At 54.5% G+C, this 24,781-nt stretch carries 20 protein-coding genes; 6 read left to right on the top strand and 14 right to left on the bottom strand.

Annotation, left to right across the window (positions count from 1 at the left end):
• Positions 1 to 3: 3 nt before the first annotated feature.
• Positions 4 to 678 (bottom strand): DUF3313 domain-containing protein, encoded by a 675-nt coding sequence (locus tag ACB496_RS10145; protein ID WP_371975106.1) that lies wholly within the window; start codon positions 676 to 678, stop codon positions 4 to 6.
• A gap of 139 nt (positions 679 to 817) precedes the next feature.
• Positions 818 to 2,410, bottom strand: coding sequence for an ABC transporter substrate-binding protein (locus ACB496_RS10140; protein WP_371975105.1), 1,593 nt, complete (start codon positions 2,408 to 2,410; stop codon positions 818 to 820).
• A 112-nt stretch (positions 2,411 to 2,522) separates the two neighbouring features.
• Here ACB496_RS10140 and pepT point away from each other — a divergent pair, with 112 nt between their 5' ends.
• A complete protein-coding gene (gene pepT, locus ACB496_RS10135; protein WP_371975104.1) occupies positions 2,523 to 3,752 on the top strand; it encodes a peptidase T in 1,230 nt (409 codons plus the stop codon).
• On the opposite strand, the gene tehB is transcribed toward pepT, so the two are convergent.
• Positions 3,749 to 4,345 carry a tellurite resistance methyltransferase TehB gene (gene tehB / locus ACB496_RS10130; protein ID WP_371975103.1) on the bottom strand — a complete coding sequence of 199 codons (597 nt, stop codon included), beginning with the start codon at positions 4,343 to 4,345 and terminating at the stop codon, positions 3,749 to 3,751. The two genes, pepT and tehB, sit on opposite strands and share 4 nt — an antisense overlap.
• A complete protein-coding gene (gene tehA / locus ACB496_RS10125) occupies positions 4,342 to 5,346 on the bottom strand; it encodes a dicarboxylate transporter/tellurite-resistance protein TehA (protein WP_371975102.1) in 1,005 nt (334 codons plus the stop codon). Before tehA ends, tehB begins: the two co-directional genes overlap by 4 nt.
• A 122-nt stretch (positions 5,347 to 5,468) precedes the next feature.
• On the opposite strand from tehA, the gene ydcK reads away from it, so the two are divergent.
• Complete coding sequence (ydcK, locus tag ACB496_RS10120) at positions 5,469 to 6,449, top strand: YdcK family protein (RefSeq protein WP_371975101.1); 981 nt, start codon at positions 5,469 to 5,471, stop codon at positions 6,447 to 6,449.
• On the opposite strand, the gene rimL is transcribed toward ydcK, so the two are convergent.
• From rimL to ACB496_RS10100, 4 genes are all read right to left on the bottom strand, one after another.
• A complete protein-coding gene (rimL, locus tag ACB496_RS10115; protein WP_371975100.1) occupies positions 6,444 to 6,992 on the bottom strand; it encodes a 50S ribosomal protein L7/L12-serine acetyltransferase in 549 nt (182 codons plus the stop codon). The two genes, ydcK and rimL, sit on opposite strands and share 6 nt — an antisense overlap.
• A gap of 45 nt (positions 6,993 to 7,037) precedes the next feature.
• Positions 7,038 to 8,693, bottom strand: coding sequence for a glucan biosynthesis protein D (locus ACB496_RS10110; protein WP_102103689.1), 1,656 nt, complete (start codon positions 8,691 to 8,693; stop codon positions 7,038 to 7,040).
• A 246-nt stretch (positions 8,694 to 8,939) separates the two neighbouring features.
• The gene (locus ACB496_RS10105; RefSeq protein WP_100780209.1) at positions 8,940 to 9,713 is read right to left on the bottom strand and encodes an ABC transporter substrate-binding protein; all 774 of its coding nucleotides are present in this window, start codon (positions 9,711 to 9,713) and stop codon (positions 8,940 to 8,942) included.
• A gap of 11 nt (positions 9,714 to 9,724) precedes the next feature.
• Complete coding sequence (locus ACB496_RS10100; RefSeq protein ID WP_107703600.1) at positions 9,725 to 10,894, bottom strand: pyridoxal phosphate-dependent aminotransferase; 1,170 nt, start codon at positions 10,892 to 10,894, stop codon at positions 9,725 to 9,727.
• Between the two features lie 450 nt (positions 10,895 to 11,344).
• On the opposite strand from ACB496_RS10100, the gene ompC reads away from it, so the two are divergent.
• Together ompC and ACB496_RS10090 are read left to right on the top strand one after the other, a co-directional pair.
• Positions 11,345 to 12,469 (top strand): porin OmpC, encoded by a 1,125-nt coding sequence (ompC, locus tag ACB496_RS10095; RefSeq protein WP_312069071.1) that lies wholly within the window; start codon positions 11,345 to 11,347, stop codon positions 12,467 to 12,469.
• Between the two features lie 114 nt (positions 12,470 to 12,583).
• Positions 12,584 to 13,450: a LysR substrate-binding domain-containing protein gene (locus ACB496_RS10090; protein WP_371975099.1), complete on the top strand. Its 867-nt coding sequence runs from the start codon at positions 12,584 to 12,586 to the stop codon at positions 13,448 to 13,450.
• On the opposite strand, the gene ACB496_RS10085 is transcribed toward ACB496_RS10090, so the two are convergent.
• The gene (locus ACB496_RS10085; RefSeq protein ID WP_371975098.1) at positions 13,413 to 14,921 is read right to left on the bottom strand and encodes a carboxylesterase/lipase family protein; all 1,509 of its coding nucleotides are present in this window, start codon (positions 14,919 to 14,921) and stop codon (positions 13,413 to 13,415) included. The two genes, ACB496_RS10090 and ACB496_RS10085, sit on opposite strands and share 38 nt — an antisense overlap.
• A gap of 42 nt (positions 14,922 to 14,963) precedes the next feature.
• On the bottom strand, positions 14,964 to 16,307 hold the full coding sequence (locus ACB496_RS10080) for a VOC family protein (protein ID WP_314523507.1): 1,344 nt from the start codon (positions 16,305 to 16,307) through the stop codon (positions 14,964 to 14,966).
• Positions 16,308 to 16,585: 278 nt separating this feature from the next.
• Between ACB496_RS10080 and ACB496_RS10075 the strand changes: the two genes are divergently transcribed.
• Both ACB496_RS10075 and ACB496_RS10070 read left to right on the top strand, forming a co-directional pair.
• Complete coding sequence (locus tag ACB496_RS10075) at positions 16,586 to 17,509, top strand: LysR substrate-binding domain-containing protein (protein ID WP_100780215.1); 924 nt, start codon at positions 16,586 to 16,588, stop codon at positions 17,507 to 17,509.
• 288 nt (positions 17,510 to 17,797) lie between these two features.
• A complete protein-coding gene (locus tag ACB496_RS10070) occupies positions 17,798 to 20,182 on the top strand; it encodes a glucose/quinate/shikimate family membrane-bound PQQ-dependent dehydrogenase (protein WP_371975097.1) in 2,385 nt (794 codons plus the stop codon).
• A gap of 122 nt (positions 20,183 to 20,304) precedes the next feature.
• Here ACB496_RS10070 and ACB496_RS10065 read toward each other — a convergent pair whose 3' ends face one another.
• The 4 genes from ACB496_RS10065 to cybB form a co-directional block, all read right to left on the bottom strand.
• Positions 20,305 to 21,996, bottom strand: a complete 1,692-nt coding sequence (locus tag ACB496_RS10065) for a methyl-accepting chemotaxis protein (RefSeq protein ID WP_371975096.1) — start codon at positions 21,994 to 21,996, stop codon at positions 20,305 to 20,307.
• A 161-nt stretch (positions 21,997 to 22,157) separates the two neighbouring features.
• Positions 22,158 to 23,276, bottom strand: a complete 1,119-nt coding sequence (locus ACB496_RS10060) for an S-(hydroxymethyl)glutathione dehydrogenase/class III alcohol dehydrogenase (protein WP_100780218.1) — start codon at positions 23,274 to 23,276, stop codon at positions 22,158 to 22,160.
• Positions 23,277 to 23,305: 29 nt separating this feature from the next.
• A complete protein-coding gene (locus ACB496_RS10055) occupies positions 23,306 to 23,581 on the bottom strand; it encodes a metal/formaldehyde-sensitive transcriptional repressor (protein WP_371975095.1) in 276 nt (91 codons plus the stop codon).
• 484 nt (positions 23,582 to 24,065) lie between these two features.
• Positions 24,066 to 24,596: a cytochrome b561 gene (gene cybB / locus ACB496_RS10050; RefSeq protein WP_100780220.1), complete on the bottom strand. Its 531-nt coding sequence runs from the start codon at positions 24,594 to 24,596 to the stop codon at positions 24,066 to 24,068.
• Positions 24,597 to 24,781: the final 185 nt, after the last annotated feature.

The following is a 24,781-nucleotide window of genomic DNA, read 5'->3' as shown; positions in this document are numbered from 1 at the left end:
AGATTATTTTTTGGTATTATTCACATCAAACATGGTGGCATCCGTCGCCATGTCATCCACGACCTGTTTCAGCGTCGCCACGGTCATTGGTGCATTTTCGTTATTCAGCTCTTTCCCTTCGCCTTTACGAACTACTTTGATCACCGGTTTACCCGTTGAGGCGTCGATCAACTCACCTTCAAAGAAGAGATGGGTGTCCATCGTGCGGTGTCCTGTCGCCATTTGCGTACCCGCTACCACCAGCGCAACCGGCACCACTTCATAGAACTGCAGCCCTTCGCTCTTCGAACTCACACCCGTAATCGCGCCGCGGAAGATCAGACTACGTGGCCCTGGTGTTGTCACCAGCGGTTTCGTCTGGCCAATGGCCGCTTTCAATTTGGTATTGGTGTAGGCCAGCAGATCGTCCAGCACTTTTTGCCCTACCTGAGTAGTGGGTTTAGGCACCGGATAATAGGTGATTGGATTCCAGACAATATTATCGTAATTAGACGGTTTATAGGATGGATCTACCCAGCGCAGCGTCGGTTTGCCCGTTGCTGACGTTGTCTGCTGCAAGCCTGAATAATCTTTCAAAAAGCCCGAATATTGATCGGGTTGCGCCACTTTGGACGCGCAGCCCGCTAAAACCAGCAGGCCAGAGAGCGCTGCAACTTTAAAAAAAGTCTGAGTACGCATGGTTGTGAATCCCTGTTATGTGCAGATATGCATATGAAGTTATAGCAAAAGAATCAGGGGTTTGTTGTGACAAAAAGGGTGCTGGCGGCACAATTCAAAAAACAAACTGCCCGGAATAGTCACGGGCAGTGATTTATGGTTATTTAATATCCACTTGCCAGAAGAGGTGTTTACCAAACGGATCGATTTCGTAACCCGTCACCTCTTTTCTCACTGGTTCAAAAATGGTGGAGTGCGCAATCATCACCGCAGGCATTTGATCGTGCATCATCTGCTGCGCCTCTTTATACAGCGCCACGCGTTTCTCGTGATCGGTTATCGATTTCGCCTCGTTGATGATCTTATCAAACGGCTGATAGCACCATTTCGCCGAGTTCGAGCCGCCGTTGGCGGACGTACAGGTAAACAGCGGACCGAAGAAGTTATCCGGGTCGCCCGTCGCCGTGGTCCAGCCCATCAACGCCGCCTGGTGCTCACCGCCCTTCACACGCTTAAGGTATTCGCCCCACTCATAGGTGACGATTTTGGCCTGCACGCCGATTTTCGCCCAGTCAGCCTGTATCATTTCGGCCATCCGTCTGGCGTTCGGGTTATACGGGCGCTGCACCGGCATCGCCCACAGTTCAATACTCACGCCGTTGGCAAATCCCGCCTCTTTCAGCAGCGCTTTGGCCTTATCGGGGCTGTAATCGTAATCCTTCAGCTCACTGTCGGCGCTCCAGACGCCGGGCGGCAGCAGGTTTTTCGCTGCGGTTCCCGTGCCATGGAACACCGCGTCGATGATCGCCGGTTTGTTGATCGCCATCGCAAGCGCCTGACGCACTTTCACGTTATCCAGCGGCGGCTTTTGGGTGTTAAACGCCAGGAATCCGGTGTTCAGCCCCGCTTTGCTCATCAGGTTGATATCGCTGTTGGCCTTCATGCGCGGCAGATCGGCAGGATTTGGGAACGGCATCACCTGGCATTCGTTTTTCTCGATTTTAGCAAAACGCACGGAGGCGTCCGGTGTGATGCTGAACACCAGTCGGTCGAGTTTTGATTTGCCCTGCCAGTAGTCCGGGAACGCGGTAAAGAGGATGCGCGAATCTTTCTGGTACTGCGTCAGTTTAAACGGCCCGGTGCCTATCGGGTCCATATCCACTTTTTCCGGCGTACCCGCTTTGAGCATCGCGTCGGCGTATTCCGCGGAGAGAATCGAGGCAAAATACCAGGCCAGATCGGCGACAAACGGCGCTTCCGGATGCGCCAGGGTAAAGCGTACGGTGCGGTCGTCCACCTTGTCGATAGCGGTAATCAGGCTGCCGAACTCCAGACTTTCAAAGTTGGAATAGCTGCCGTTGGAGACGTTGTGGTACGGGTGGTTAACGTCTTTCTGCCGCATGAAGGAGAAAATCACATCATCGGCGTTAAAATCGCGCGTCGGTTTATAGAATTTATTGCTCTGGAATTTAACGCCCTTGCGCAGGTGGAAGGTGTAAACCTTGCCGTCTTCGCTGACATCCCAGCTTTCGGCCAGGCTTGGCACCAGCTCCGTCGTGCCGGGTTTAAAATCGACCAGTCGGTTATAGACCGGTACGGCACTGGCATCCACGCTGGTGCCAGAGGTGTATAACTGGGGATTAAAATTCTCCGGCGATCCTTCGGAGCAATACACCAGTGTCTTTGCCGCCACGGCGGAACTTACCGTTAATGCAGCAATTGCCAGGGTTAAGGTTGTCAGTTTGCTATTCATCGCATTTTCCTGTCTTTTTAATTCGACGGCTAATTAATTCTTTTGCCACTGCATAAATACCATTAAAGTGACAATGCAAACACCTGATAATACAAATAAAGAGAGAATCACTATGACGAATTCGCTTTCCAGTCAATTAACCCAACGCTTTTATCGCTACCTGGCTATCACCAGCCAGAGCGATCCGAAAAGCGCAACCCTCCCTTCCACACCGGGCCAGCACGAGATGGCGCGGGTGCTGGCAGAAGAGCTGAAATCACTGGGGTTGAGCGACATCGTGATCGACGAATTTGCCACGGTGACCGCCGTCAAAAAAGGCAATGTCAGCGGCGCTCCGCGCATTGGTTTTATTACCCATATTGATACGGTAGACGTGGGATTATCACCGGATATTCATCCGCAAATATTAACTTTTACAGGAGAAGACCTCTGTCTGAATAAAGAGAAACAGATCTGGTTACGGGTGAATGAGCATCCAGAAATACTGGCTTATCCTGGCGAAGAGATTATTTTCAGCGACGGAACCAGCGTATTAGGCGCAGATAATAAAGCCGCAGTAACAGTGGTAATGACAGTTCTGGAAAACCTGACGGCAGATGATCAGCACGGCGATATCGTGGTGGCGTTTGTGCCCGATGAAGAGATTGGCTTATGCGGGGCGAAAGCGCTTGATCTAAAACGTTTCGACGTTGATTTTGCCTGGACCATCGACTGCTGCGAAATTGGCGAGATTGTTTACGAGAACTTTAACGCGGCAGCGGCAGAAATCCGCTTTACCGGCGTAACCGCCCACCCCATGTCGGCGAAAGGCGTGCTGGTGAACCCGCTACTGATGGCGATGGACTACATCAGCCACTTCGACCGTCAGCAGACGCCGGAATGCACCGAGGGCCGCGAGGGGTATATCTGGTTTAACGGCATTCAGGCCGGACAAAACGAGGCGGTACTAAAAGCCAGTATCCGTGATTTCGACACAGCGAGTTTTACCGCGCGCAAACAGCAGATCGCTGACGTTGCCGGTAAAATCGCCGCGCAACACCCTACTGCCCGCGTCGAGCATCACATTGAAGACACCTACAGCAATATCAGCAATGCGATTGGGGAAGATCGTCGTGCTATCGACCTGATGTTTGAGGCGATGACGTCGCTCGGCATCACGCCAAAACCGACGCCGATGCGCGGAGGCACCGACGGTGCGGCCCTGTCGGCGAAGGGACTGTTGACCCCGAACTTCTTCACCGGCGCGCATAACTTCCACTCGAAGTTTGAGTTTTTGCCGCTGTCGTCGTTCGAGGCCTCTTACAAAACGGCCCTGCAACTCTGCCTGCTGGCGGCGCGTTAGGCCGGTTTACGGGCAAGCAGTGTGGCGAAACGCAGTTTGATGCGGTTGCCATTGACGTCGGTGCGGTGTAATTCACCGACGTCTTCATTATATTTCAGCAGCTCCCAGCCTTCGTAGTAGCGGCTCAGCTCGCCGCTTTTAAAGGCGAAAGGGAAACCAACGGTGCACGGATAATCTTCCGTATCCATCGCCGCCACAATCAGATTGTAACCGCCAGGCACCGTGCAGCGCTGCATGTTCGCAATCAGTCCTGGAATGGTTTTGGCTTCCAGGAACATCATCACCACGGTCGAGAGAATAAAATCGTACTCACCGTCAAAGCTCAGGCTGTTCAGATCCTGCACGGAAGCCTGCAGATTGACGATCCCTTCTTCCGCCTGGATGCGCGCGATGTTATCGATGCTCATCGGGTTTTTATCCCAGGCGGTTACGTCATAACCCTTCGCGGCCAGATACAGACTGTTGCGACCATTGCCGCAGCCCAGATCCAGGGTTTTGCCGGGTTTGACGATCCCGGCGCTGTAAACCACATCCGAGTGGGTGCGGGTCAGGCCATATTTTTCCGTAAAATAGTTTTCATCAAAGTGAGTCATCTCTTTTCCTCAGCGTGCATAAGCGTGGCTTTATCTGAACGAACTAAAAGCTTTCCCTGCACCAGTAAAATGAAGGTGCGCACCAGTAAGAGCGCAATGATGCAGTTGGTAAAAATAAACAGCGGTACCGCAATGGCGTGGAAAAAGCCCGATGGACTGCTCTGCCCCAGATGCAGCCCGGTGGTAGCGAGCGCAGAAACGCCGAACGAGAAGCTCCAGAAGGAGGCGTTGAACGGCTGGGAGAGATACCAGGGCATCAGGCGCAGCATAAACAGCAGCTGCAACAGCCCGTAGCCAAACAGCATTTTGGCGAAGGTATCTGCCTCGCCGCCGTTGACGCTAAACCAGGCGCTGCAGGCCACCAGCGCAGGCGCCAACTGAATACCCAGAGAGGTTCGCAGCGCCGTCGGTAGCTCGCCGGAACTGCGCAGACGCTGCAATATCACCGGCTCAAGGCTCAGCCAGGAGAAAACGCCGGCACCCAAAAATACCAGCCCGGCATCGTGGAAACCGAGGGCGCCGCAGGCCATCGCACTGATGAAATTATTGGCGACCGTCGGAAGATACAGGCCCGGCGTCGTGGCCTCTTCGGGGTGTTTTCCCCGCCACAGACCGGCGCTTTGCCAGGCGGCATAGCTCAGTTGCACCACAACGCCGATACCAAACAGCACCAGCGAAACGGGTCGACACCAGGGGACAAACCCTATCGCCACCAGCAGTGTGGTAGCCGGAAACAGACTGACAAAACTGCTCATCAGCGGATGGCGCATCTCCGCAAGAACACTGTGCGGGAAGCGTATGGCGCGGGTAAGCATTGCCAGGGTCAGCAAACACCAGATGAGGATCGCCAGCAGCACCAGAACCTCTCCCGGCCAACGGGAAACCGGCCAGATCGTGCTGGCATAGCGCCACGCGAAACCCATGCCAATAGTCCCTAATACCATGCCAAAGTAACCGAACGGTAAGTTAAGAACCTGTTGGGATTTGTGTCTTTTATGCATTCATTTTAAAGTATAAATTATATTTGAAATGCTAGTTTAAGGGGTTTCAGACGCGGTTGCCAGCACTTCAGAAGGCGTAAAGTTTGCTACGGTTAGTAAAGACCCTTAGCCGAGATCATGAGATGCAAAAATACCGACTCAGCGACGAAACCCGTCTCCACCACTGGCAGAACGGCGAAACAAAAGCAGCCGTAAAGCTCCGGCAAATCATCGCCACGCGAGATTTCGGCGATGTTACCGCCGGGACAAAAGGCGGCTGGCTTGAGGATGAAAGCGCCCTGTCCCATGACGGTAACTGCTGGGTATATGATGAAAACAGCGTGGTTTTCGCACAGGCGCAAATTCGTGATAACGCGCGAATCACCCAGCATTGTGTGATCAGCCACGGCGCGAAAATCGCTGATAACAGCTGGGTCGACGGTTCACTCATCAGCCATGGCGCACAGTTAAGTGACAACGTCACCGTTCAGTCTTCCGAAGTGCGCGGTATCTGCCATCTTTACGGCAATGCACGGATTTTGCATCAAAGCACGATCATTGCAGCCCTTGGCCTGACGCCGGATCGTGAACAGGTTCTGAAAATTTACGACAATGCCACCGTCAGCCAGTCCAGAATTGTCCATCAGGCGCAGATTTACGGGGAGGCGATGGTCAATTTCGCCTTTATCGAGCATCGGGCCGAAGTGTTCGAGAATGCGCTCATCGAAGGCAACGATCTGAATAACGTTTGGGTCTGCGACTGCGCAAAAGTGTATGGCAATGCCCGGCTGGTTGCCGGCCGTGAAGACGATGCGATTCCGACGCTACGCTACAGTTCGCAGGTGGCTGAAAACGCCGTGGTCGAGGGGAACGTGATCATCAAACATCATGTGCTGATCGGCGGCCAGGCCTGGCTGCGCGGTGGCCCAATTCTGATTGATGACAAAGTGGTGATTCAGGGACGGGCGAGAATCAGCGGCGATGTGCTGATCGAACATCGTATTGAAATCACCGACGATGCGGTGATTGAGGCATTCGGTGGCGATAACATCCATTTACGCGGTGAGAAGGTGATCAACGGAAAACAGCGCATCACCCGCACCCCGCTGCTCGGCGCGCTATAGACAAATGATTTTGGCGTAGCTGTTTACATCCTGGAACTCGCCGTTTAAAAATTCGGCTTCTTTCAGGCAGCCTTCCAGCTCAAAACCATTGCGCACGGCGACGCTGTTGCTTTGCGCATTCGCCACGCGGCATTTGATGACGAAACGGCGGACTTCCCCGCGCTCAGCGTAATAGCGCATAAATGCCTGCAACGCGTTTGACAAAATACCCTGCCCCTGGCTGCCTTTATCCAGCCAGTAGCCGATATACCCCGTCTTATTCGTCGGCTCAATCGAGTTAAATGACAGCACACCTTTCAGGGTTTGATCCTGAAAAATCAGGAACATTTTCGCGTAACCACGCTGATGCAGCATGTGATTGCTGAGCACATTTTTGCGCGTGTCGTCTTCCGTTCCCACATACTGCGCCCAGTCAAAGGCGGTTTGTAGCCAGCTTTTGTTTTTGACCACCAGATTGTGCAGCTCAGCGGTATAGCGCTCGTCGATGGCCCGCAGTTCGATGCGGTCGGTAACAGGAATGATTTCAGGGGTGTTAGCCGTCATGGGTCCTCACTTTCCCTCTCCCGGTTTGGGAGAGGGAATTCAGCGTTAGCGCATCACGCGATCGTCAACGTAGTTGCGTTTATCAGGCGCAGGTGGGAAATACTGATACAACCAGGTTTCACTGATCGCATCCCCCTGACAGCGCAGGAACATGCGCATTTCGACCGGATCGGTGGAATCGTCCGTTGGGTACCAGTCAAACAAAATACGGTAGCCGTCGAACGGTTCGACGTAGAGGATTTCGACCTGTTTCGCTTCGCCGTTAGAGAGCGTAATCACAGGCTCGATGCCTTTCGGCGCAGCGGCTTTCAGATCGCCCCCCACGAAGTCGATAGCAAAGCGACGCGCCCAGACTTTCGGGTAGTTTTCGCCGGGTGCCCAGCCTTCCGGGAAGCCGCCCATACCGGTGCGGGTGGCGTAGACGTTCGCCAGCGGCGAGCGAACCGGCGGCTGTGCGCTCCAGTAGAGACGGTATTTGAAGTCCAGCTCATCGCCAGCTTTAACCGGTTTTTCCGGCTGCCAGAAGCAGACGACGTTATCCAGCGTTTCGCCGGTGGTAGGGATCTCCATCAGTCCGACGCTGCCTTTGCCCCACTGATTGCGCGGCTCAACCCACAGGCTCGGACGCTTGTTGTACCAGCCCATGATGTCCTGGTAGTGGGAGAAATCGCGATCCAGCTGCAGCAGGCCAAAGCCTTTCGGGTTTTTATCCTGGAAGGCGTTGAACTGCAGTTTTTGCGGGTTGTTCAGCGGACGACAGATCCACTCGCCGTTGCCCCGCCACATCGCCAGACGATCGGAGTCGTGGATTTGCGGATGGATAGTGTCACACATGCGGCGCTCGTTATTTCCGCAGCTGAACATGCTGGTCATCGGCGAAATGCCGAGCTGCTTGATGTCTTTACGGGCATACAGGTGGTTATCCACCTCCATGATCACCTGGCTCTTCTCGCAGTGGATCACGAACTTATAGGCACCGGTGATACTTGGGCTGTCGAGCAGCGCATAGACGGTAAACGTGGTGTCGTTCGGCTTGACGGTTTCAAACCAGAATGAGGTGAAGTCCGGGAACTCTTCCGGCGTATCGGTAAAGGTGTCTATCGCCAGACCGCGTGCGGACAAGCCGTACTGATAGGTATCATCCACGGCACGGAAATAACTCGCGCCCAGGAAGGAGACGATATCGCGACGCGCCAGCTCCGGCGCTTTAAAGGCGCGGAAACCGGCAAAGCCTAAATCGCTCTGCCCCTGCAGCTGTTGGGTGTCGACATCCGTATCGTTGTAGCTAAACAGCTCCGGGCGGAAGTGAATTTCACGCGCCTGGGATGTCGCAGAATCAAGCGAGAACATACGTACACGCCGGCGGAATCCCATTCCCATATGGAAGAACTGCACGTCGAGCTGGCGGTCTTCAATATTGTTCCACAGTGACTGTTTCTCGTCGTATTTGATGGCGTTGTACGCCTGCGGCGTCATGGTCGCCAGCGTATTGGGCAGCGGACGCGGCGCACCGCCCCACGCAGTTTGCGCCAGATCGTGCGCCATGGATTGCAGTACAGAGAAGTCAAAACGACGACTCTGACCGTCGGCAATATCCGATTCCGCGGCAAATGCCGCACGGGAAAACAGCGATGAGAGTCCAGCGGTACCGCTCAGCGCAGCCATTGCCAGCGAGCCTTGTAAAAAACGTCTGCGATTCATGCCTGAGAAAACGTCCTTATGGTCGTGTGAATGAGTTTCGCGGGCAGCGAAACGACGGCAAGAAAGAACGCACAGCCTAAACAAAAACGGTTTGAAATCCAATTGTTGAGCGGCGATATTCTGAGCAAAGCGAGAAATATTTTCTGTCGAGGGGAAAGGACTGAATTGACGGTAAAGTTATGTATAAATCGAAAATAAAAAGCCTCTGATGGACATCTGCATCAGAGGCGAAGAGGCGCAATATTATTATTTTACGCTGACATCGATACCCGGGAAGTATTTCTTCGCAAGCTGGTCGATGGTGCCGTCAGCGCGGACTTTTTCGATAGCCGCATCGAGCTGTTTTTTGGTGGCCTCGTCACCTTTGCGCAGCCCGAAACCGATCCCGCTGCCGAGGATAGTGTCATCCGACACCGGTTTGCCAATAAAGCCAAACCCTTTCCCCTGCGGCTTACTCAGGAAACCTGCTTGCCCGGCCGCGGACATCACCAGCGAAGCATCAATACGGCCATTCAGCAAATCACCCCAGGCCATATTCTGATCTTTATAAGACACCACGGTGACACCGTGCTTCTCCCAGTGCTCTTTGGCATAGGTTTCCTGAATGGAACCCTGCAACACACCGATGGTTTTACCTTTCAAACCTTCCGGCGTCGCGTCGACGCCACTCCCTTCTTTCCCGACCAGCTGGGAAGGAATACGGTAGATCGGCTGGGTGAAATCAATGCTCTGACGACGCTGATCCGTAATGTTCATGGCCGAGTTGATGGCATCGAATTTCTTCGCCATTAACCCTGGGATCAACGCATCAAATGAGGTCTCGACCCAGCTGCACTTTAGCTCAGCGGCTTTGCAAATCGCTTTGCCCAGATCGATATCAAAACCTTCCAGTTCACCCGACGCATTACGGCTTTCAAACGGCGGATATTCCGCTTCCAGGCCATAGCGCAGCTCGGTTGCAGCGAAGGAAGAAAAAGAACACAGCAATCCCATGCCGACAACTAACGCGTTAAATTTCATCTCAACACTCCTTAGCGTGGTTTAACCCGACACAGGGCCTGCGCACCTGCCCGTAATGTTGCCTCGTCTTTCGCAAAAGAGAGGCGGATCAATTTGTTATCTGTACCGTCTGTGTAGAACGCCGACAGCGGAATGGTCGCGACACCGGATTCAACGATCAGCCGTTTGACCATCTCACTGTCGCTTTCGTCGCTGAAGTGGCTGTAATCGGCCAGCAGGAAGAACGAACCTGCGCTCGGCAGCAAACGGAACGGCGACTCCGCCAGTAGATTTTGCAGTAAATCGCGTTTGCGTTGATAGAACGCCGACAGCGACAGCCAGGTCTGAGGATCGGCCATATGCTCTGCAAAGGCGTACTGCATAGGGGTATCGGCAGAAAACATCAGGAATTGATGCACTTTGCAGATTTCGTCCATCAGTTCAGCGGGAGCCACACAATACCCTACTCGCCAGCCGGTGACATGATAGGTTTTTCCAAATGATGAAATGATCACGCTACGCTCCGCCAGCTGCGGGTGCGTTGCCATGCCGTGATGCGGCTGGCCGTCAAACACGACGTGTTCGTACACTTCATCAGACAAAATAATGATATCCGTCTGGCGGGTAATCGCTGCCAGCTGTTCGAGGTCGTTCGCCGAGAAGACCTGACCGCTCGGGTTGTGCGGGGTATTGATGATGATCATGCGTGTGCGCGACGTCACCGCGGCGCGGACTTCATCCCAGTCGACGGCAAAATCGGGCACCGTCAGCTTAATCGCCACCGGCGTGGCGCCTTGTAAGCGCACAATCGGCGCGTAGCTGTCGAACGACGGCTCAAAATAGATCACCTCGTCGCCAGGATGCACCAGGCCGCTGATGGCCGAGTACAGCCCTTCGCTGGCACTGGCGGTAATCAGCACTTCGCTGCTGGCGTCATAACGGGTGCCATAGAGTGTGGCAATTTTATCGACGATGCGTTCTTTCAGCGGCTGTAGGCCAGTCATAGCTGCATACTGATTGTGCCCCGCCTCCATGGCGCGGGTTACGCCTGCAATGAGCTTAGGATCGCAGGAGAAGTTAGGTGCCCCCTGAGAAAGATTGATGGCGTTATGTTGAGCAGAAAGCTGCCCAATCACCGTAAAGATAGTCGTGCCAACGTCAGGCAGTTTCGAGCGGGTGTGCACGGGAGTACGCAGAGTCATCATCAATCCTTTCTCGTGGATATTGCATAACTATTCAACGCGAAGGAAGCTTTGGCGACAACCGAATTGTTGTCATAGTAGCCATGATGAAAACGCATGGCTGACCCATTTCGCCGGGCGCAACTCTGACAAAAAAAGAGCTTTTATTTTTCCATTAAAAACTCATGCAGCGGTCACAATTATTAAATCAAGCTGGCGAAAACTTATTAAACAAGACGAAATTTGCAGCACTGTTAATTCACAATTAATAATTCACATCAATAAATAATAGCAACTCATAACTCAATATAATTGAGGTTTCATTCCGTTACGGCGGAATTAATTCTTAACATTTTATAAGCGCATACTGTTTGCCGCCCTATTAAAAACAATATTAGGATTCGGGTGATTCTTGTAATGGGCAAAAGTTCATTTCAAATCATAATAAAAACCTTTCTAAGGAATGAAAAAATGAATAGAAAAGTATTGGCACTTGTTATCCCGGCGCTTCTGGCAGCCGGTGCTGCTCACGCAGCAGAGATTTATAACAAAGACGGTAACAAACTGGATCTGTACGGTAAAGTTGATGGCCTGCACTATTTCTCTGATGATTCTGGTGTGGATGGCGATCAGAGCTACGTGCGTATTGGCTTCAAAGGCGAAACGCAGATCAACGACCAGTTGACCGGTTTTGGCCAGTGGGAATACAACGTTCAGGCGAACAACACTGAAGGTTCGTCTAACCAGTCCTGGACCCGTCTGGGCTTCGCAGGCCTGAAATTTGGTGACTACGGTTCATTCGACTACGGTCGTAACTACGGCGTACTGTACGACGTAGAAGGCTGGACCGACATGCTGCCAGAGTTTGGTGGCGATACCTGGGCACAGTCTGATGTCTACATGACCAGCCGCGCAAACGGCGTTGCAACCTACCGTAACAGCAACTTCTTCGGTGCAGTTGATGGCCTGAACTTTGCTCTGCAGTATCAGGGTAACAACGAAGGTGATGGCAACGGTAATGAAGGCACCAACAACGGCCGCGATATTCGTCATGAAAATGGCGACGGCTATGGTATGTCCACTACCTATGATTTCGGTATGGGCTTCAGCGCAGGTGCTGCGTATGCCTCTTCCGACCGTACTACCGACCAGGTTAACTCAGGTGGTGGCCGTTATGCTGGTGGCGATAGAGCCGAAGCATGGACTGCGGGTCTGAAATATGACGATCACGATATTTACCTGGCGACCATGTATTCTGAAACCCGTAATATGACCATTTACGGTAACAGCGATGATGGCGGTATTGCGAACAAAACGCAGAACTTCGAAATTACCGCTCAGTATCAGTTCGATTTCGGTCTGCGCCCATCGATTTCCTACCTGCAGTCTAAAGGTAAGGACCTGAGCTATAACGGCAACACCGATAAAGATCTGGTTAAATACGCTGATATTGGCGCGACCTATTACTTTAACAAAAATATGTCCACCTACGTTGACTATAAAATCAACCTGCTGGATGAAGATGATCAGTTCTACAAAGATTCTGGCATCTCTACTGATGATATCGTAGCCCTGGGTCTGGTTTACCAGTTCTAATTCTGCGCATAATCCAAAAACCCGCCACCCGGCGGGTTTTTTTTCGCCGATTGACAGGCACCTAAAGGTCAGGTGTTATGAACGACATGATAAAAACGCATACCTGGAGTGTTTATGTCGCGCCGTTCATTTCCGCACAATGCTGTGGACGCCTTTCTGGTCACCGCTCGTCATCTGAATCTCACCCACGCCGCGAAAGAGCTGTGTCTCACTCAGGGTGCCGTTAGTCGTAAAATTGCCACGCTGGAGTCGTGGTTCGGCTTTTCTCTTTTTGAACGTCATGCGCGCGGGCTGCGGCTTTCATCTCAGGGCAGCGCCCTGCTTCCTGATCTACAGGCCGCCTTCGAACACCTGCTAACCGTCGCGGAACAGGCGCGCGCGCAGCAAACGGTGGTGCGTCTGAAAGTCCCGACCTGCGCCATGCGCTGGCTGGTTCCACGCCTGCTTGAAGTGGAGCGCGATCAGCCTGAGCTGCAAATTGCCCTCACCACCACCACCGATCACACGGTGAATTTCAAAACCGAGTCCTACGATGCGGCTATCGTCTTCGGAACACATCTCAGCGCAGGCGATCTGCTGTTTGAAGAGGCGCTCACGCCGGTGATGAGTCCATTACGAATGAGCGCCCCTCTGGAGTCACTGACATTCCTGCACCCCACGCGGGATAAAACCGACTGGTCGTTGTGGTTGTCCCGGAAGGAAGAGCTCGCGCTGACAATGCAGCGAAATCAACACTTCGACACCATGGATTTGGCGATAACCGCCGCGATGCAGGGGCTGGGCGTGGCGATTGCTGACGAAACGCTGGTGAGAGAAGATATTCGCGCCGGGCGCCTGGCGCGCCCCTTCAATACCAGCGTGAAAACCGGCGCCAGCTATCGGCTGGTGTTACGGGAATCACGCGCAAAAGCCGCCGGGCTGGCCGCGTTTCGCGCGTGTCTGCTCAATCCAGGCTCACGTGATGCTTCATCACCCGTTTAAACAGGCTCATTCTGGCGCGCATAAAGCGGTTTTCCAGGCGAAATCCTGCATGTTTATTCAAACCAATGCGTAACAGCACATCACGCCCTTTCCGGCAGGCTGGCCAGCGCGTCGGACCGTGTAGCGCATCACAGGTTCTACTCGCGAAACGCGCAAAATTGACCCAATAATCTGCCACCTGCGCGGCAAAGGCCAAATCGCGCTCGTTCACATACTGGCTGGCAGGTTCAACTTTTCCTAGCGTGTCAAATACATAGGGCACTTCGTTGCCGTGCCACGCGCCATTCTGATAGGTTTCGTGTTCCGCTTCCGCAACGTAATCAAACCAGTAGCGCCAGCAGGGTTCGCCGACCCGCTGCTGAGCCTGCATCACCACAAATCCCATGGTCGTAAAAGCCATATCACGACACACCTGCCGCCCCAGCTCTTCATCCCCCTTCACGCCAGGATAGAGCAGCTTGATTAGCCCCAGGCCAAACCGACGCTCACGACGCAGCTTCTGAATTTGCCCGGCGAGATCGATGCCAAACACCGCCATCACGCTGGCTTCGTCACTGTTGGAACCAATCATCACCGGAACCGGATGCTGGCGGGCCGAGAAAAAAACATCCAGCATTGCTTCCGGCAGCACGCAGTCGCCGACAATCGGCGTCGGGGCAATATTGAGGGGAGCCGTCAGTGACCAGAACGCATCGGCGGGGATCGCCCTTAGCTGTTCAGCCGTCGCATTCTCAATGCCAAAATGCGCCGCCAGCGCCTCACCTTTTTGCAGCGCCTTCTCGCGCGGGGTATCAGGAAGCGTGTAACCGCTCTGCACGATCGCCTTATGAAACAAGTCTTTTGCCAGCGGCGAAGCCAGCAGTGACAGCACGCTTCGCGCCCCAGCGGATTCGCCAAACAAGGTCACATTCTCCGCATCGCCGCCAAACGCAACAATATTGTCCTGTACCCACTGAAGCGCCGCGATTTGATCGTACAGCGCAAAATTATGCACCACATCGGCTTCCTCACCGGCGAGCGCCGGGTGAGCGAAGAAGCCGAGATGGCCCAGACGATAGTTAATGGTGACAACAATGACGTCGCGATGTGCCAGCGCTTTCCCCTGGTAAGGCGGTAATCCGCCCGCGCCAATGGTATATCCGCCGCCATGCAGCCAGACCATCACGGGAAGTGGCCCGGTCCGTTTTGCGGGAGCCCAGACGTTGAGATAGAGACAATCTTCCGAGAATCGCCCTGGGTCGCCCCCGCCCAGTTCCCGACAGTAGTCGATGTTTTGCCAGCTGGATGCCGAAAACGTATTGGCCGGGCGGATACCTTCCCAGGAGTCGGGTGGTTGCGGCGAGCGCCAGCGCAGCGCGCCAACGGGCGGCGCGGCATACGGAATACCGCACCAGACGTGCACATCATCATCAATAAAACCGCTTACTGCTCCCTGGCGGGTGGTCACTACTGGGGTCGTGGAATTTTCCATACTTGCCTTCTTTTTCCATCACACCCCAGCAGAGTAGCGATTTCAGAGCAAACCGCAACGCCGTTTACTGCGGTCTTCGGCCTGCTGATACAGCGCAAACTCGTCGTTTACCGGGCATCCCAGTGCGGCTTCAAATGCTTCACGACTCGAATTTCCACGGCTGCGGGCCTGGGTTTCATTCCCCAGATTGGACTGGAAAATCCCTGCCGCACTCACCGGCAGAAAATCCTCATAAATAATCGGCTGCGCCACTACCCAGCCACGCTCAATGAGCGGCTGGGGATCGTCGCCGGGGCGAAACGCCTGTCGGTGCGCTTCGCCCGCAGGCGTCAGACGATAGCGGAAATAGGCCAGCTCCTGACGGCGCAGGAACATTTCGCTGTCCGGGAAAGTCTGGAACACCTCCCGCAGATGCAGCTGATGCGTCAAATTATCCTTGCCTGTTCCGGCTTGATTCAGCAGACGGTCATACAGTTCGCGGCCTTTTGGCGTGAGCGCAACTCCGCGCTGTTCGATTTCGCCAAAGCGCGCCGTGTGGGTGCCTTTATGCTCTCCGGCAAACAGCACCGGCTCCTCCAGCGCTTTAAAACTGGTCTGGCGCAGTAAAATCGGCACTTCACGACGCGGCGGCCCCTCAATCAGAATCTTCGGCTCAATGCCATATTTCGGCATCAGCTCCTGCACCCGGTCGATATCCAGGGTGCGCGGCGTAAGATGGTTGATATGACATCCCGGGAAACAGACCACATCGGCAATCAGACGGTGCTCATCGTGCAGCGCCTGATAGGTCTCTTGATCGACGGTGGCGTGGCGATGCCAGCGGAACGTCTCCAGTGCTTCTTGAACAAACTCACGCGCCTGCGTTTCAGAAAACTGCCCTTCTGACTCATGCTGCGCAATCAGTTCCAGGCAGCGTGGGGTAAAAATAGTACGTTGGGCGAGGATCTCAGCCGCACGTTCGCGCAGGGCGACATTTTCGATAAGCTCCATGCGCAGCAACGAGGTAAACACGCGGAACGGGTTGCGCGACAGCGCAGCGTCATCAATGGGACGAAACGCCGTAGAATGCACCGGGACGCCCGCCTGGGAAAGATCGTAATAGCTGACAGGATACATGCCCATAATGGCAAACATCCTGCGCAAGGTGGACAGCTCCTGAGCGCTCCCGACACGAATCGCCCCGTGGCGTTCGACGTTTAACCGCGCCAGCTCATCGGCGTTGGCCAGCTGTTCATGTAAGTGCGGATTGTTTTCCAGTACCGCCAGATTCACGTCCGCTACCAGTTCCAGCAGCGTGCCGTACTGCGGAACTTCCTGCTGGTACATCGCTGACATAGCCTGCGAAAAGTGTTCCCGAATATCATCAGCCGTGATGGTGTTCGCCATGATGTCATGCCTCCAGTGAATATTACCTGGAGTGTAGAGAAGGCCGCTGTCGTTGGGGGGAAGAATTTGCGATTTGTGATCCTGACAGACAAGTGGTTATTCCCTGCGCTTTTTCTCTTTCTGCGCGAAGAAATAACCTCAGGAGAATCACCTCATCCACGGGTGAAAAAATTCTTGTAACTCAAATAGATCAAATGTTAATAATATTTTGCTATCAAGTTATCAAAATTAAACATCTTCCCTTGTCACTCGCACGGCTCTGTTCTTAACATCGCATCATGGAAAAAAATGGTTTGTTTAGTCAGCGCATACGCTTGCGCCATCTGCACACTTTTGTGGCCGTCGCTCAACAGGGAACGCTGGGGCGTGCGGCTGAAACTCTTAATCTTAGCCAGCCAGCCCTCTCAAAGACCCTGAACGAACTGGAACAACTCACCGGCGCACGCCTGTTCGATCGCGGGCGCCTTGGCGCGCAGCTCACCTTAGTTGGCGAACAGTTTCTGACCCACGCCGTCAAAGTGCTGGATGCGCTCAATACCGCCGGTCAGGCGCTGAATCGTAAGGACGATCAGATCTCGGATGTGGTCCGCGTTGGCGCGCTGCCTACGGCGGCGCTCGGCATTCTGCCTTCGGCGATTGGTCAGTTTCATAAGCAGCAAAAAAACACCACGCTGCAGGTCGCCACGATGAATAACACCATGCTGCTGGCCGGGTTAAAGTCTGGCGAGCTGGATTTAGGTATTGGGCGAATGTCCGATCCAGAGTTGATGGGCGGTCTGAATTACGAGCTGCTGTTCCTGGAATCGCTGAAACTGGTGGTTCGCCCGAATCACCCGCTGCTGCATGATACGGTCACCCTGAGCCGGGTCATGGAATGGCCGGTGGTGGTGTCACCAAAAGGGACTGTTCCGCGCCATAACGCCGAAGTGATGCTGCAAATGCAAGGCTGCAAGCTGCCATCGGGATGTATCGAAACCCTCTCGGCCTCTCTGTCGCGCCAGCTGACGGTAGATTATGACTATGTCTGGTTTGTGCCGTCCGGGGCGGTAAAAGAAGATCTCCGCCAGGGCACCCTGACCGCGCTGCCTGTCGCGTCGCCGGGTGCCGGTGAGCCGATTGGTATCCTGACCCGCGTAGACACCCCGCTCTCCTCGGGCGCGCAAGCGTTGCTGAGCGCCATCCGCAAGTCGATGCCGATTTAACCGTCTCCCTTCGCTTTCCAGTTGACCCGTCATCCCGACGGGTTTTTTATCGCTTTTAATCAAATAATGCGAAATTTTTTATTAACAATTGCAACAAACAATTTAACAGACTTATCATAGCCGCGAATTCACCAAATGGTTCACACCCTATTTCATTCGGTGGATTTCAAAGCCGTATAAACGGTATTCATCGTATAAATCATCATTAAACCCGTATTCGGTTACCCATTTGGTACAGGCTCTGCGCCCGTGCCACCGGAGGAATACGAGGTCTTTAAGGAGATAGACATGGCATTTGGCATCGCGCCACGCGGGGTTCCGAGACTCCTGCAGTGGCTCCTGGTCGTCCTGATGGCAATCATCGGACTGGCGGTCGGCGGGCTGGGCTTTAAGCTCGCCACCGTAGGCGGAAGCTGGTACTTCCTGATCATTGGCGTGGTGATGGTCATCTCCGCCGTTTTAATCCTCATGAACCGCACCAGCGGCATCATTCTGTATGCCATCGCGTTTATCGCGTCGTTATTCTGGGCCGTCAGTGACGCAGGCTGGGATTTCTGGCCGCTCTTCTCGCGCCTGTTTACCCTCGCCGTGCTGGCCTTTTTATGTGCCATTGTCTGGCCGTTCCTGCGCGCAGCAAACGGCAACCAGGCCGTAAACAAAACCCCGGCGTTTACCCTTGCCGCCGTGCTCGCCGTGGCGATGCTGGTGAGCTTCGGCTGGATGTTTAAGCCGCAAACGCTGGTTACGGCTAACGAAGCGGTGCCGGTGAAACCCGTCGCCCCAGGCGAGGAGCAGAAAAACTGGGAACACTGGGGTAACACCACCCACGGGGACCGTTTTGCCGCGCTGGATCAGATTAACAAGCAAAACATTGGCGAGCTGAAAGTGGCCTGGACCGCGCACACGGGTGATATCCCGGTGAGCAACGGTTCTGGCGCAGAAGATCAGAACACGCCACTGCAGGTGGGCGACACCCTGTTTGTCTGCACGCCATACAGCAAAGTGCTGGCGCTGGACGTGGATTCCGGTAAAGAAAAATGGCGCTACGATTCCAAAGCCACCGCGCCAAACTGGCAGCGCTGCCGTGGCCTGGGCTTCTTTGAAGATCACAGCGTCGTGACAACGTCACAAACAGACACACAACCGGCCGCCTGTGCCCGTCGTCTGTTCCTGCCAACCACCGATGCGCGCCTGATTGCTATCAACGCCGATACGGGCAAAGTCTGCGAAGACTTTGGCGATCACGGTATTGTTGACCTCAGCGTCGGCATGGGTGAAATCAAGCCGGGCTACTATCAGCAAACCTCCACCCCGCTGGTGGCCGGTAATGTGGTGGTTGTCGGTGGCCGCGTGGCGGATAACTTCTCGACTGGCGAACCGCCGGGTGTGGTTCGTGCCTATGACGTGCACACCGGTAAACTGGCATGGGCCTGGGACCCCGGCAATCCGGAGCTGACCGGTCTGCCGCCAGAAGGCCAGACCTATACGCGCGGTACGCCGAACGTCTGGTCTGCCATGTCTTACGACGCAAAACTGAACCTGATCTATCTGCCAACCGGCAACGCAACGCCCGATTTCTATGCTGGCGAACGTACCGCGCTGGACGATAAATACAGTTCGTCAATTGTGGCGGTAGACGCGACTACCGGTCAGGTGCGCTGGCATTTCCAGACCACACACCACGACCTGTGGGACTTCGACCTGCCGTCGCAGCCGCTCCTGTACGATCTTCCTGACGGTAAAGGTGGCACCACGCCGGTGCTGGTGCAGACCAGCAAACAGGGCATGATCTTTATGCTCAACCGCGAAACCGGCAAGCCGGTAGCCAAAGTGGAAGAGCGTCCGGTTCCGGCAGGTAATATTGAAGGCGAACGTTACTCCCCAACGCAGCCGTATTCCGTTGGCATGCCGATGATTGGCAACCAGACGCTGACCGAATCCGACATGTGGGGCGCAACACCGGTCGATCTGCTGCTGTGCCGCATTCAGTTTAAAGAGATGCGTCACCAGGGCGTCTTTACTCCACCGGGTCTTGACCGCTCACTGCAGTTCCCAGGCTCCCTCGGCGGGATGAACTGGGGCAGTGTCTCCGTTGATCCGAATAACGGTCTGATGTTCGTCAACGATATGCGTCTGGGTCTCGCGAACTATATGGTGCCGCGCGCGAACGTTGCTAAAAACGCCAGCGGGATCGAGATGGGTATTGTGCCGATGGACGGTACGCCGTTTGGCGCAATGCGCGAGCGTTTCCTCTCTCCGCTGGGCATTCCGTGCCAGAAACCCCCGTTCGGCACCATGTCCGCCGTGGATCTGAAAAGCGGCAAGCTGGTGTGGCAGGTTCCGGTTGGTACCGTTGAAGATACCGGTCCGCTGGGTATTCGCATGCACATGCCGATCCCAATCGGGATGCCGACGCTGGGCGCATCGCTTTCGACCCAGTCTGGTCTACTGTTCTTCGCGGGCACTCAGGATTTCTACCTGCGCGCGTTTGATACCGCAACCGGGAAAGAGATCTGGAAAGACCGTCTGCCAGTGGGCAGCCAGTCAGGCCCGATGACCTACGTGTCGCCGAAAACCGGCAAACAGTACATCATCATTAACGCAGGTGGCGCGCGTCAGTCACCGGACCGTGGTGATTACATTATTGCGTACGCCCTGCCCGATAAAGCGTAAAAGCAGTAATGAAAAAGGGGCCAATCGGCCCCTTTTTTTATCGCCCCGCGACGTTTCACGTTTACGGACGTATGATGTTATCGATGGGGTAAGACATAGCCGCCTGGCGATATGTCACCCACTCAGAACGTTTCCCAGTTATCCCCACCGTCAACCACCGCCTGACGCAATGGCGCAGGCTGCTTGGCTGGTGCCGCTTTATTCCCGCGACTGGCGGTTGTGCCGTTAAGACGGAACGCGCCCACGGCTTCGGTCAGACGAGCACCCTGTTCTTCCAGCGATGCCGCCGCCGCAGAAGCTTCCTCCACCAGCGAGGCGTTCTGCTGGGTCACTTTATCCATCTCAGAGATCGCCTGGCTCACCTGCACGATACCCCGGCTCTGCTCGTCGGAGGCTGCGGCGATCTCCAGCATGATATCGGTGACGCGTTTCACGGCTTCAACGATTTCATTCATGGTATTCCCCGCGGCAACCACTTCGCCGGAACCCTGGTCGATCAGGGTGACGGATTCATTAATCAGGCCTTCAATCTCTTTTGCCGCGTTGGCGCTGCGGCTTGCCAGCGTACGCACTTCGCTGGCGACCACGGCAAATCCGCGACCCTGCTCACCCGCACGGGCCGCTTCCACGGCGGCGTTAAGGGCCAGAATGTTGGTCTGAAAAGCGATGCTGTTGATCACCGCTGTGATTTCCGAGATTTTCTTCGAGCTGGTAGAGATATTGCTCATGGTTTTCACCACGCCAGAGACCATCTGGCCGCCACGGCTGGCTTTCCCGGAAGCATCTTCCGCCAGTTTGCTCGCATGATGGGCATTATCGGCGTTCTGTTTCACCGTCGCCGTCAGCTCTTCCATGCTGGCAGCGGTCTGTTCGATGGCCGCCGCCTGCTGTTCGGTTCGGGAAGAGAGATCGGTGTTACCGGCAGAAATCTCGCTAGTGCCACGGTAAATCTGCTCCGCGCCCTGGCGAACCGTTCCGACGGTATTCACCAGCGAGTGCTGCATGGTTTGCAGATCGCGGGTTAAACGCCCGATCTCGCTGCGACCGGTCAGGTCGTCCGCCATGGTCAAATCCCCCTTCGCAATCTGTTCGATGCGGCGGGCCGCGCGTTGCAGCGGATGAATCACCGTGCGGCGCAGCACCACGAAGGTCATCGCGGTCAGCACCAGCGCCAGCGCAAAGGCGCCGACCATAAACATCAGGCCAAGCTGAGTACGCTTGTGAGCGTCCGTCGTGAGGGCATTCGCGCGATCGGTACGGATCTTAATCGCCTTCAGCAGGATTTCGTTGTAGCCATCGTCCAGCGGACGCGCAGACTCATTTTCGTGATTAATGATGGCTTCAAACATGCCGTTTTTGGCGTATTTCAGCATCGGCTGCAGGCCGGTGATGTAGGCATCAAAGCGGGTTTTCAGCTCGCCATCCAGCGCTTCGTCCGCAGGCGTGCGCACGGCACGATTCATATAGGCGGCGAAGCTCTCCTGTGACTGCTTAATACGCGTTTCGGCTTCAGCGATGTTTTGCTTCATCGCGTCCATCTCAGCGATACGGCTGGCCGCACCGGCATGGATCATATTGATGCGCGCCGTGCGTAAATGGTTCGAGCTATTCGACAGCCCCGTACGTACCTGGATTTCTGACGTGACATCCTGCAAATCCGTGTCAGCCTGCAGCAGGAAATACCCCGCCAGAGCCGAACTCAATGCGAATAACAAAATGATGCCACCGAGAATTGAGGAAAACAGCGGAACCAGCCGGATATGATGCAGGAAGCTCAGCGTTTGCGGGCTGCGCATCGTTTTTGTGTTGTCCATGACCGTCGACTCTCTTTATAGGTAAATGCGTGAAAAACACGCCTGTAAAATAGTCATCGGCACGGCAGGAAATTTGCTTATGGCTAAAAGCGCCAGATAGGTCACACTTTAGAGAAGAATATGCAGGAAGGGCCAGCGGCAAAAAACCGCTGGCAGAATAATTAGTTGCTGCCGAAATGTATGACGGTGCGGATCGATTTTCCTTCATGCATCAGATCGAAGGCTTCGTTGATCTGCTCAAGCGGCAGACGGTGGGTAATGAACGGGTCGAGATTGATTTTCCCGGCCATTGCATCCTCGACCATCCCCGGAAGCTGGGTGCGCCCTTTTACGCCGCCAAATGCGGAGCCGCGCCAGACGCGCCCGGTCACCAGCTGGAATGGACGGGTTTTGATTTCCTGACCCGCCCCTGCCACACCGATGATGATGCTCTCGCCCCAGCCCTTGTGGCAGCATTCCAGCGCAGAGCGCATGACATTCACGTTGCCGATACATTCAAAGCTGAAATCCACGCCGCCGTCGGTCAGTTCAACAATCACATCCTGAACCGGTTTGTCGTAGTCTTTCGGGTTGATGAAATCCGTTGCGCCCATTTCACCGGCCAGTTTGAATTTCTCCGGGTTGGTATCGACTGCGAGGATGCGCCCGGCTTTCGCCTGTACCGCGCCCTGAATCACCGCCAGACCGATCCCGCCGAGACCAAACACCGCCACAGTGTCGCCCTCTTTCACTTTCGCCGTGTTGTGTACCGCGCCGATACCGGTGGTCACGCCGCAGCCCAGCAGGCAGACTTTATCCAGCGGGGCCTGTGGATTTACTTTCGCCAGGGAAATCTCCGCACAAACGGTGTATTCGCTGAAGGTACTGGTGCCCATGTAGTGATAAATCGGCTCACCGTTGTAAGAGAAACGCGTGGTGCCATCAGGCATCAGGCCTTTGCCCTGCGTGGCGCGAACGGCCTGACAGAGGTTGGTTTTACCGGATTTACAGAACTTACACTCGCCACATTCTGCGGTGTACAGAGGAATAACGTGATCGCCCGGCTTCAGGCTGGTGACGCCTTCACCGACTTCCACTACCACGCCACCGCCTTCATGGCCTAATACCGCCGGGAAGACGCCTTCCGGATCGTCACCCGACAGGGTAAAGGCATCGGTGTGGCACACGCCGGTATGGGTGATTTTGATCAGCACTTCGCCCTTCTTCGGCGGCGCAACGTCAATTTCGACGATCTTCAACGGCTGGCCGGGGCCAAATGCGACAGCTGCACGTGATTTCATATTGCTTTCCTTTATGTGATGCCAGTGTTTTATTTTAGATAAGAGCGTAGCAAATGACCGACTTCCGCCATGCGAACCGCACGCTGGTCGGCGGTGGTTTCGCCCGTCACCAGCTCATCCTTAAGGTGAATTTCGACCATCTCGCCCATCAAACCGTTCGCCGCACCGCGAACCGCCGCGATTTGTTGCAGGATCGCAAGGCAGGGTACGCCGGACTCCAGCGCACGTTCAAGGGCATCAACCTGCCCCCGAATGCGCCGCACGCGAGTCAGAACGCGTTTTTTGTCTTCGGGTGAATGAGGCATACGCCCTCCTCATTGATACTGTAGGGGGGTATAGTAACTTCATTCATACTCTCAAGCAAATGATCAACGGGCCTTGTCTAACAACGCAGACCTAAACGGAATTTTATGACGCGGATAGCAATGGTTGGCGACGAGTGAGCAAAGGGTTGTGGAGGGAGACGTTTAGGAAGTGTATTCACGCAGCCTTGAGGAAAATCCGGGAACCTGCCGACATCGGTCAGGTCCCGTAAACACACAGCACTGCAGATTTGGATACACCCTGTCCGTGGTGGATAGTGCATTTATAATCGTTCCCCCTGCTTTTGTCATGGATATATTCATAACTGAAATACAACAGACTTAAAGCAAATCATCGGGTTAAAGCTCACCTTAAGAACGAATGTTTATTCGCTTAACTGGAATGGCTCTTTTTATGGATTGATGTCGGAAATAAACACAAAAAACCCGCTGACGAGAGCGGGTTGGGGATAGGCAGGAAAGATTATCAGGAACGCTTTTTCGGCATCATGCGCAGCAGCGTGTTGTCCTTCCAGTAATAGTGATGCAGCAACGCCGCAAAAGCGTGAATGCCGATGACGAAATAGCCGATGTTCGCCAGCGTCACGTGCCACGCCTTCAAACTATCCACTAGATCGAAATTCGCTTCTGCCGCATGGGGCATAACCAGACCAAAGGCCAGCCACGGGTTGCCGCGGTTGTACATCATCACCAGGCCAATTAATGGCAAAGCAATAAACAGTAGATACACCACCAGATGCCCCAGATGTGACATCCCGGTGATCATCGGTTTTGGCTTAGGCTGAATCGGCGGTGCCGGGAATTTCAGGCGTACCAGCAGACGCGCCACCATCAATACCAGGATCGAAATCCCGCAGGAAACATGAATCATATTAATTACCGGACGCGCGCTGCGGGGGAAGAATCCTCGCAGCTCCATCGCCGCGTAAGCCACGATAACCAGAAGAAACACCAGCCAGTGAATGCCAATTTGTAGGCCAGTATATTTATTACGCATATGATTTCCTGGAAAAGGTCGAACAAAGGGTCAACATAACGGGCTTTCCTTAAAAATTCATTAACTTTTCTTTATGGGTTTTCAAAAACTTCGCCTGCTCATGAATCATCTTCAATTGCCTCACCCGCCGACATGGTCTAAGCCTGGAGGAGTTTTCAAACTGTCGCATCGTTCAGTTCATACAG

This window comes from Lelliottia nimipressuralis, assembly GCF_041464075.1.
Classification (GTDB): Bacteria; Pseudomonadota; Gammaproteobacteria; order Enterobacterales; family Enterobacteriaceae; genus Enterobacter; species Enterobacter nimipressuralis.
Note: the sequence above shows the minus strand (reverse complement) of the source record. Positions and strands in the feature narration are given on the sequence as shown.